10 protein-coding genes and 1 tRNA gene are annotated in these 9,367 nt (G+C 46.4%); 8 read left to right on the top strand and 3 right to left on the bottom strand.

Translation table 11 applies throughout. The features are described 5' to 3' along the window. The 4 genes from JF818_RS01390 to JF818_RS01405 form a co-directional block, all read left to right on the top strand. The coding region (locus JF818_RS01390) for a M3 family metallopeptidase (RefSeq protein ID WP_233065378.1) at positions 1–321 on the top strand (321 nt) is incomplete at its 5' end. 97 nt (positions 322–418) lie between these two features. Further along, a tRNA-Leu gene (locus JF818_RS01395) sits at positions 419–503 on the top strand. 396 nt (positions 504–899) lie between these two features. Beyond that, positions 900–1,451, top strand: a complete 552-nt coding sequence (locus JF818_RS01400; protein WP_198890205.1) for a DUF2975 domain-containing protein — start codon at positions 900–902, stop codon at positions 1,449–1,451. Positions 1,452–1,460: 9 nt separating this feature from the next. Then, positions 1,461–1,667 carry a helix-turn-helix transcriptional regulator gene (locus JF818_RS01405; RefSeq protein ID WP_198890206.1) on the top strand — a complete coding sequence of 69 codons (207 nt, stop codon included), beginning with the start codon at positions 1,461–1,463 and terminating at the stop codon, positions 1,665–1,667. An 8-nt stretch (positions 1,668–1,675) separates the two neighbouring features. Here the strand turns inward: JF818_RS01405 and JF818_RS01410 are convergent, their stop codons facing one another. Beyond that, entirely contained in the window at positions 1,676–3,235 is a 1,560-nt protein-coding gene (locus tag JF818_RS01410; RefSeq protein WP_198890207.1) for a hypothetical protein, read from the bottom strand. Between the two features lie 192 nt (positions 3,236–3,427). Here JF818_RS01410 and JF818_RS01415 point away from each other — a divergent pair, with 192 nt between their 5' ends. The 3 genes from JF818_RS01415 to JF818_RS01425 are packed head-to-tail and all read left to right on the top strand — an operon-like array spanning position 3,428 to position 5,662. After that, positions 3,428–4,213 carry an ABC transporter substrate-binding protein gene (locus JF818_RS01415; RefSeq protein ID WP_233065381.1) on the top strand — a complete coding sequence of 262 codons (786 nt, stop codon included), beginning with the start codon at positions 3,428–3,430 and terminating at the stop codon, positions 4,211–4,213. Between the two features lie 14 nt (positions 4,214–4,227). Then, the gene (locus JF818_RS01420; protein ID WP_198890208.1) at positions 4,228–4,896 is read left to right on the top strand and encodes an amino acid ABC transporter permease; all 669 of its coding nucleotides are present in this window, start codon (positions 4,228–4,230) and stop codon (positions 4,894–4,896) included. A 25-nt stretch (positions 4,897–4,921) separates the two neighbouring features. Then, positions 4,922–5,662, top strand: a complete 741-nt coding sequence (locus tag JF818_RS01425; RefSeq protein WP_198890213.1) for an amino acid ABC transporter ATP-binding protein — start codon at positions 4,922–4,924, stop codon at positions 5,660–5,662. A gap of 68 nt (positions 5,663–5,730) precedes the next feature. Here the strand turns inward: JF818_RS01425 and JF818_RS01430 are convergent, their stop codons facing one another. Both JF818_RS01430 and JF818_RS01435 read right to left on the bottom strand, forming a co-directional pair. Then, entirely contained in the window at positions 5,731–6,324 is a 594-nt protein-coding gene (locus JF818_RS01430) for a LysE family translocator (RefSeq protein ID WP_198890209.1), read from the bottom strand. Positions 6,325–6,418: 94 nt separating this feature from the next. After that, complete coding sequence (locus tag JF818_RS01435; protein ID WP_198890210.1) at positions 6,419–7,717, bottom strand: hypothetical protein; 1,299 nt, start codon at positions 7,715–7,717, stop codon at positions 6,419–6,421. 458 nt (positions 7,718–8,175) lie between these two features. Here JF818_RS01435 and JF818_RS01440 point away from each other — a divergent pair. Then, positions 8,176–9,367, top strand: a 1,192-nt coding sequence (locus JF818_RS01440) for an NAD(P)/FAD-dependent oxidoreductase (protein WP_198890211.1), incomplete at its 3' end; no start/stop codon positions are given.

Below are 9,367 nucleotides of genomic sequence, written 5' to 3' on the forward strand. Positions count from 1 at the left end.
GAGCAGTATTTCGGGGATGCAGTGTCCTTTGCAGAAGAAAGCGATCTTGAGGGACTGAGGATTCCTCACTTCTACAGCCCGTTCTATGTGTACAAGTATGCGACAGGGTTGAGTGCTTCCATAGCCTTGAGCAAGAAAGTGCTCAATGGGACAGAGCAAGACAGGCAGTCGTACCTCGACTTCCTTCGTAGTGGAGGCAGCCTCTACCCCATTGAATCACTACGGAAAGCTGGTGTTGATATGCAGAAGGAAGAGCCTGTAAAGGATGCTCTTTCCACCTTCTCATCCCTTCTGGACCAGGCTGAAAGCCTGCTCTCGTAAATGTTGCACTCAATTTTCAAAAGAGGGCTTGACGAGCTCCCCGCCCTTGTTGTATTGTTGGCACGTTCACTTCAAGAGCGAACAATACTTCAAGAATGCGGTAGTGGTGGAATTTGGTAGACACGCTAGCTTGAGGTGCTAGTGGGAGAAATCTTGTGCTGGTTCAAGTCCAGTCTACCGCACTTACTAACCCTTTTCTGTTTAACGAAATAAACAGAAGAGGGTTTTTCTTTTTAGCCCATTTTTCTGTATCACCCGTGATGCTGTACACAAAAATGTACTCAAAAGGAGAAAAAGGTGTTATGAAGCAACAATTCACTCTCTCGAGGCGAAATGGAATTTGGTACTACTTCGCTTAACGGCAACACCACTGTAACGCAATCACTGTCACGAATTTCACTTTGGATGTATTTCAGGAAACATTTCATCACCAAAACATGAGAACTCCAAACAGATCAAATGAAAGCATCAGGTATATGGATGAAGATACATGTATTTATAATATTACATGTTTGACATATTTATCGTTTCACGATAAATTTTTCCTGTAATTCAATACTTATTACATGGAGAACAATATGAATCACTATAAAAATCCATACCTAAAACCTATTCTGATGCTCCTTACCACCAGCATTATCCTCGGCAGTATTGCTCTTGTTGTTCTGGCTGCCTATCTCATTATTGCACCATTGACCAGCTCTGCTTCCCAGGTTTCCCTACCGGTTCTGATGCAGAATGGACTGCAGTTTGCAGTTCCAGTCCACGCTGAGAGTGCAGGTATGTATAGCATCTATTCTTTCGTGGTGGTGATTACCCTCTTCTTGTCACTTCTCTTTCTCTTCTTCCTAAGAAAAGCAGTGGACTCCCTTTCCAAAAAGAATGGTTTTACCGAGTTGTTGCCCCAAGCTTTTCGTTCAATGGGGCTGCTGTTGTTGCTTACAACCTACCTAAGGCAGTTCCATCTCTATCTTTTCCTGCAACTTGCGGGACCGGTTGCTCATGAATTACTGCACTTCAGCTTCACCCCCATTACCTCTGAGGTACTGTATGCCTTGGCACTCCTTGCCTTGGGAAAAGTATTCTCCTACGCCCTGTACCTGCAGAGCGAGTACGAACAAACGGTATAGGTACACAATATGCCCATCATCATACGCCTCGATAGAGTGCTGGCCGATCGAAAGATGTCACTTACTGAATTATCAGAGAAGGTTGGTATCACCATGGCAAACCTTTCAAACCTCAAGACAGGAAAAATCAGTGCTGTAAGGTTGGCAACCATGGAAGCCATCTGCAGACATCTATCATGCCAACCAGGCGATCTGTTTGAGTATGTGGAGGATTAGCGGTCTCTCTAGGCTTCTTCCACCTCAATGCCAAGCTTCCCGAGAATCTCCTTGTCCTGATCATTCAGCTCACTCCTATACGGAGTATCATTCTCCCTGAATGTTACTTCCTGGATATCCATAACTGTAAAAAGTGCTTGGCTCAGGCTGTAATCGCTATCTTGCAACTTTTCCAGTAGTTTTTGACGAATGATTTCAGAGATGAGCTGGAGAAATACCCTGCCAGGAAAATACTGGGGGGACTGGATGTGCAGCAACCTGCAGTCCTCTTGGTTCATGAGGTTGTTGAACCGATGTTCAAAGTCATTACGCTGTTCATACTTGGCAAGAGCTTGCTCTGCTGAGAGCCCTGTGTTTGTGATCACTGCCCAGATACCTGCCTGGGAGGCCTCAAAGGTTCTCAGAGGGTCTCGACTCAGACTCACCCTGTTACTTCCATTGGGTCGTTTTCGCACCTTGAAATAGGTTTCATATAAACGGGCATGCTCCTCGAGTGGAACTTCAAACTCCAACTCTCGTTTACATCTCCCCAGCAAGGAGAGTAGATTGCTTCGCTGGTTCTCCCTCCACTGCTCATCATAATAGAGATGAATGGTAAGAGACTCCTCCTCCAGGAAGGGTGCAGGGAGACTCAGACTCCTCAGCTCCCTACCCTTGCAATCATAGAGCGCTGTCCCCTGCATGATCTCATCACGATGTTTTTCAATGAATTGCTCCAACCATCTCTTTCGAGTTGGGATGCGGATGATGAACCGATAGCCCAACTCAACCAGCTCCTGAATCCTGGGGACTGAGAAATATCTGCGATTAAGCATCAATACCGTATCGGTATCGAATTCCAGAGTATCCATCACATTAGCGATGGTCTTACTGCTAAGCATCGTCCCATCCAGAATCTGAAACGAATAAGGAATGTGGTTATCACCATGGGCAAGCAAGATAATGGTATTCTGTTCCAATGCCTCAATATCCCGGTTATATCCATACTGCAGGAATGGGTTATGATTCTGATAACTGGCTGTACTGCACAGGTCAAAGAGGATTTCACTGGTACTCTCATCAAATTTTTCCAAGCAACGTTGTCCCCAGAGCCGAAGGAACTCAGCATCTAGGGATCGAAGGATCCCCTGCAATTCAGACAAACTCTCCACACTCGTGTATATTCCCTGTTTCCAATGGGTAGCATAGGAGATGGGGTTGTTTGAACAGATCAGGTACCAAGCAAGATGCAAAAGTTTTTCCACCTTCTCCTTGCTCATGAATGGCTGCATCCACTCTCTTAGGCTGAGTTCCTTTTCAATGACTTCCTGCAACTGCTCAAACGCATAGGGCCGGAACGAAGGAATCGCTTTAACAGTCTCCGCTCCCTGACTCTCCAGTTCCTGTTGATATGTAGGGTTATAGATCGGCTCTCCCGTTACTCCATCAAGTTTACCGATGCATCGACGTTTATGCCGTGTCTGTTTTTTATCAGGGTCCCAGTAGTACTGGTCCTCATATAAATAGGTGACATGATTCTTCTTATTGACAATTTCAATGATTTTTGGGCGTGATAATCTCGAAACCATGTTATAATTTATAGCATTCTTTTTTTATTTAATCAAGAGTAAAGTACCCCTAGTAAACTAATTATGCCTGACCATGTTATAAACAGTAAAAACACACAAAGCATTAAGGGTAAAGAAATAGCTGTTTTACAGTTGTATGAAACAGGTATTCATTGTTACAATTCTATATCAATTTTTTCAAAGGAGTTTATTTTGAAAAATACGAACAAATTGTATCGAAAGTTGCTTATTATTGGATTGATGTTACTGATTTCGCTTCCTGCCTTGGTTGCACAAGGACAGACGGAAACTACAAATACCATCACCTTCGCTGGTTCCGGTGGATACCCTCCATTTAACTACATGAAAGAAGATGGGGATATCATCGGGTTTGATGTTGATGTTGCTGCTGAGATCGCCAACCGCCTGGACATGGAACTGGAATACGTAGCCACTGCATGGGACGGAATTGTTGAAGGCCTCAGGGCAAAACGCTATGACGGAATTTTGGGCAGTATGGGAATCACAGAAGAACGCGAGGCAGTCATCGACTTCTCCATCCCTTACTATTACAGTGGCCCACAGTTGATAGCCATGAAGGATGGCGGTATCAATTCTGTTGATGACCTTACCAGTGATAGTACCCTTGGGCTTGTAACTGGAACCACCTTTGAGAATGATGCAAAGAATCTTGGTACCAAGGTTAAGCTCTATGAAGATGACAACCAGACCTTGATCGAACTGCTCAACGGTCGTGTAGACGGCGTCCTGACCGATAGGATTGTTGGACTGAATGCCATCAACCAGCTGAAGGATGGGGACAAGCTTACACTCGTAGGATCAGTACTCCGCAGTGAAGTCATGGGTATTGGTTTCCATGAGGATGACGATGAGCTCCGTGAGCAGGTCAATGCTGCACTCAACGATATGTTTGCCGATGGCACCATGAAACAGATTAGTGAAAAGTGGTTCAACGGTGAAGACATTACCGTAGAGTAAGGGAGAATCCTAGAATGAGTATATTACCATGGGATCTAACGGTGATTCCCCAGCGTTTTTTCCAATTCGCTGATGCAGCACTCTATACGCTACAGATCACCTTTTTCGGGATTCTACTTGGTCTTATTATTGGATTGGTGGCCGCTCTCGGCCGCCTTTCCAAACGTCAATGGGTAAGTGCCATCAGTAGAGCTTACATCTTCCTCATCAGGGGAACACCTCTGCTGGTGCAGTTGTTCATCATTTACTACGGACTTACCAGCATTGTAACCATCGACCCTATCCCCTCTGCGATCATCGCACTTGGGGTACATAACGGTGCTTACATTGCCGAAATTTTCCGTGGATCCATCCAGTCCATCGATTACGGGCAGATGGAAGCTGCTCGAAGCCTGGGTATGACCCAGGGGAAGGCAATGCAACGTATTGTGCTCCCACAAGCCTTCAAGCGAGCTGTTCCCCCATTGGGCAACCAGTTGATCATCGCATTGAAGGACAGCAGCCTTGCATCTACTATTGCCGTTCCAGAGCTTATGCTCAAGGGAAGGCAGATGGGCTCTTCCTCCTTCATGTACATGGAGATGTTCCTTATTGTCGGCATCTGGTACCTGATCATGACGAGCCTGCTCTCATTCGTGATGCATCGCATCGAACAAAGATTGAAGGTGAGTGACCATGACTAAACAAACACACAAGACAGATGAAACAATCCTGAAGATAGAACATCTCAAGAAGTGGTTCGGTGACCTGGAAGTTCTCAAGGACATCAACCTCGAAGTTAAGCGGGGCGAAGTGGTGGTAATCATCGGCGCCTCGGGAAGTGGAAAAAGCACGTTGCTGCGCTGTGTAAACTTTCTGGAGAAAGCCCAGAAAGGAAAGATATACGTTAATGGCAAGCGAGTAAAGCAACAGGAAAAACAACTGAACAAGGTCCGCCAGGGTCTTGGGATGGTTTTCCAGCACTTCAACCTATTCCCCCACATGACGGTCATCGGCAATGTGATGGAGGGAATGGTACATGTCAAGAAGATGCCCAAGGAGAAAGCAAGGAAGAAAGGTCTTGAGATCCTTGAGCAGGTTGGACTGAGCGATAAAGCGGATGTCTACCCAGCCATGCTTAGCGGCGGACAGAAGCAACGTGTCGCCATTGCCCGTGCACTTGCCATGGAACCCGAGATCATGCTTTTTGACGAACCTACCAGCGCACTCGATCCAGAGCTGGTTGGTGAGGTACTCTCGGTCATGACTGACCTTGCAAACAAGGGGATGACGATGTTGGTGGTAACCCATGAGATGTGGTTCGCCAAGGAGGTCGCAGACCGTGTCATCTTCATGGATGAAGGAGTCATCCTTGAGGAAGCTCCCCCTGAGGAGATGTTCAGTGCTCCAAAGGAAGAACGTACCCTAGCCTTCCTGAAACAGGTACTTCCCCCACAGGATGATGAATAGAACCGTACGTTTATTGTAATACCCAGACCCCTTGCTCTAATCAGCAGGGGGTTTTTTTCATTCCTTGCTCAGGCAACTACCAACGTAATTGCACTATAGACAAGCAACAACGCCAGCAGCCCATTTACCACTCTCCTGACCCTCTGTGAGGTAAGGAGATGAGAGAATGCAGCACCAAAGGAAGCCCAGAGGGAGATTGCAGAGAAACTCATTGTTGTAAGGAAGAGAGCACTCAAGAACAAGGCTGTCATACTCCGGTCCATGGAACCAAGAAATGTTGTATAGATGGTAAGGGCAAGGACCAGTACCTTTGGATTGAAGAGCTGCAACAACAACCCATCCTTGTAGCCCAGCAGTCTGGGGCTCTGCTCGGAAAATGCATAGTCGGCATGCAGGACACGGTAGGCAAGATAGAGGATGTACGCTGCCCCTACATAGGAAAACACCTGCATCACCTCAGGAAGCACACGAAGTAGAAGAGAAGCAAAGAGCCCACCAAGGAGCATGATGGAGAAAAAGCCGGTTGCGATTCCCAAGAAATACGGGATGCTACGCCGATACCCCACCTGTATTCCCATCATTGCACTACTGATGGTATTCGGTCCTGGGGTAAATGTAGTCACAAAGGTAAAAATGAATACCGAGACATAGTCAATCTCCATGAATCACTCCAGCGTCGATTATAGCAGAATTGAACAGGTCTAGAGAAAAAAAATCCCCGGGAAAACCCCGGGGAGAAAATCATGAAATGTTCGATTAATACTGCTTCGGTCCTGCAGCAAGAGCTGCCTCAACCAAGGCATAGAAATCGTTGACGTGGATGGTTGCACCAGCGATATCATCGGTGTGGCCGTCCTCGTCCTTGTAGGTGATCTCTTTTGGATCCTGGGTGGAGAGCAGGTATGCCTCGACAGCAGCAGCCTGTTCATGCCACTCCTTACCGATCGCACTGCGTGCCAACATGCCATATTCACCATCAGCAGCAACCTGCTTCTTGTCACGACCGTCTTTGTCCACTGCACTCCAGTACACATTCTCAATGTTGCCGTTGTTTACCAACAAGGAGACATAGCCTTTCCAACCGGAGGAACTGAAAGCCTCTTCGCTGGCATAGTAGGAACCATCCTTGAAGGGACCAATCTCAGTCGGTCCTGCTGCAAGAGCTTCCTTGGCAAGGTTGTAGAGAGCATCAACATGGATTGAGACACCCGCGATGTCATCAGTGTGCCCATCTTCATCCTTGTAGGTGATACCATCAAGGTCCTGGGTCTCAAGCAAGTATGCTTCTGCCTTGACAGCCTGCTCATACCACTCTGCCTGTGCATTACCGAACTTGACCATATTGTAGTTACCGGCCTTGTCGTACGGCTTCTTTTCATCCCCTGCTCTATTGACAGCACTCCAGTTGACAGCAGCAATGCGGCCATTGAGTACGGTCAAGGAGACATATTCTTTCCAACCAGAGGAAGGATAGGAATCTGCAATGGCGAAGTATGCGCCATCCTCGTATGGGCCACGGCCAACAGGACCAGAGGCGAGTGCTTCGCTTGCGAGGTCGAAGAAGGCATCAACATGGACGGATACACCAGCGATTGCATCGGTGTGACCTTCATCATCCTTGTAGGTAATGGCGGAAGGATCCTGGGTCTCAAGCAAGTATGCTTCAGCCTTTTCAGCCTGTTCATACCACTCAGCCTGGGCACTACCGAACTTGACTATGTTGTACTTGCCAGCCTGGTCATAGCTCTTCTTGTCAGCGCCAGCATTGATGTTAACTGCATTCCAGTCAGCATCAGTGATCTTCCCACCTTCGACAGTAAGGGTTACTGTCTCCTTCCAACCGGAAGAAGCAAAGGTGTCACCTGCGGCGAAATACACGCCATCAGCATACGTTTCGGTTGCTGCAGGTGCTGCAGGTGCCGGTGTGGAAACAGTCGGCTCAGCTTTCGGTGCAGCAACAGCTGCCTGGGTCTCTTCACTCTCTGACTTGGCGCAGCCAACAAAGGCAAGCATGATAGCCAAGACGGTCAGAACCAGCAATAGATGTTTCTTCATCGTAAGATACTCCTCAAATACTTGAAAATCGTTCAAACTTTATTTATATATAATCATATACTGATTTTTGACACTCATGCAATATCGTCATAAAATTATCAATACATATTTTCAGTTACTATTAATTGTCAATATTTGTTTATAATAGTTGTATTTATACAAAATACTATACCAATTGTTTTACTCTGATATCAAAAATGTGCACAAAAAAATTTTCAAATTTTCTTTACTGTAAGTAACGCTTACAGGAGAATTACCTTACACAGAGGAGAGGTTTGTAGCACAAGAATATTCAAGGATATGTGTATTTTGTATCGATAAAAACATGGTATAATTGCATTAATTCTTAGTTTTATGCTAGAGTGCCTTCTTGTGAGACTTGGTGGGGTTAAAATGATAGTTCCCACCTTCCTAATAATTCTCGCTGTACCCGTACAGGGCCAACAAGGAACGTGATGATGGATAAGAAACAGATTGTTATTTTAGGTGGAGGCTATGCAGGTGTGCATGCAGCAAAAGCACTGCACAAGGCATTCAAGAAACAGAAAGACAAGGTTGAGATTACCTTGATCGACAAGAACCGCCACCATATTCTCATGACCGAGCTGCATGAAGTTGCAGGAAATCGTGTTGATGAGGCATCGGTTAAGATCTCCTTTGACCGTATTTTTTCCGGCAAGATGGTTAGGGTTGTACAAGACAAAATTACCAGCATTGATTTCGAGAAGCAGGTGCTCGCTGGAGAAAGGTCCACCTACTCCTATGATCAACTTCTTATCAGCACTGGAGCCCAGACTGCCGATTTCAATATTCCAGGAGTTAAGGAACACGCTTTCTATCTCTGGAGTCTTGAGGATGCATTGAAACTCCGCACCCATATTGAATCCACGGTACGTAAGGCTGTCAAGGAAGCTGACGAGGAAAAGCGCAAGCAGATGCTCACTTTTGTAGTGGCAGGCGGTGGTTTTACCGGTGTAGAGCTTATTGGAGAGCTGACCGAGTGGCTTCCCATCCTGTGCAAGAAACACGGTATAGACTTCAAGAAAGAGGTTCGCTTGATCAACTGCGAGGGACTGGGAAATATTTTGAATATGCTTCCTGAGAAACCTCGAGAGAAGGCAGTCAAACGTATGGAGAAGAAGGGTGTTGAGATTATGCTCAACAGCCTGATCACCAATGTTGAAGCAGATAGATTCACCACCAAAAACGGAGATGTCATCAAGACGGAGACTCTGGTATGGACCTGTGGTGTCCGTGGTACTGAATTCTGCGAAAGACTCCCCCTCACCGATGGAAAGATTGGTAGAAAGGCTGTCAATGAGTTCATGCAGAGCCCCGATCATAATAACGTCTATCTCGCTGGAGATGGCATGTGGTTCATCGAGGATAACCGAGCAGTACCACAAATTGTCGAGGCTGCAGAGCAGACTGCAAAGACCGCTGCTGACGGCATTATCTATACCATCAAGCAGGAACTCGGGCTGAAAGCAACTCCTCCAAAACCATACAAGTCAAACTTCCATGGATACATGGTGTCCATCGGTGGAACATACGCAGTCAGCCATACTGCTGGAATATCTCTTTCAGGATTCTTTGCCATGGCCCTCAAGCATCTGGTGAACCTGTATTATCAGAGCGGAGTATGTGGAG

It is taken from the genome of Sphaerochaeta sp. S2 (assembly GCF_016406725.1).
Taxonomy (GTDB): domain Bacteria; phylum Spirochaetota; class Spirochaetia; order Sphaerochaetales; family Sphaerochaetaceae; genus Sphaerochaeta.

Bases quoted from the DNA above. Each gene is read 5' to 3' on its own strand.
- JF818_RS01400 (WP_198890205.1), top strand. From the start codon at position 900: ATGAATCACTATAAAAATCCATACCTAAAACCTATTCTGATGCTCCTT.
- JF818_RS01435 (WP_198890210.1), bottom strand. From the start codon at position 7,717: ATGAAGAAACATCTATTGCTGGTTCTGACCGTCTTGGCTATCATGCTT.
- JF818_RS01420 (WP_198890208.1), top strand. From the start codon at position 4,228: ATGAGTATATTACCATGGGATCTAACGGTGATTCCCCAGCGTTTTTTC.
- JF818_RS01430 (WP_198890209.1), bottom strand. From the start codon at position 6,324: ATGGAGATTGACTATGTCTCGGTATTCATTTTTACCTTTGTGACTACA.
- JF818_RS01405 (WP_198890206.1), top strand. From the start codon at position 1,461: ATGCCCATCATCATACGCCTCGATAGAGTGCTGGCCGATCGAAAGATG.
- JF818_RS01410 (WP_198890207.1), bottom strand. From the start codon at position 3,235: ATGGTTTCGAGATTATCACGCCCAAAAATCATTGAAATTGTCAATAAG.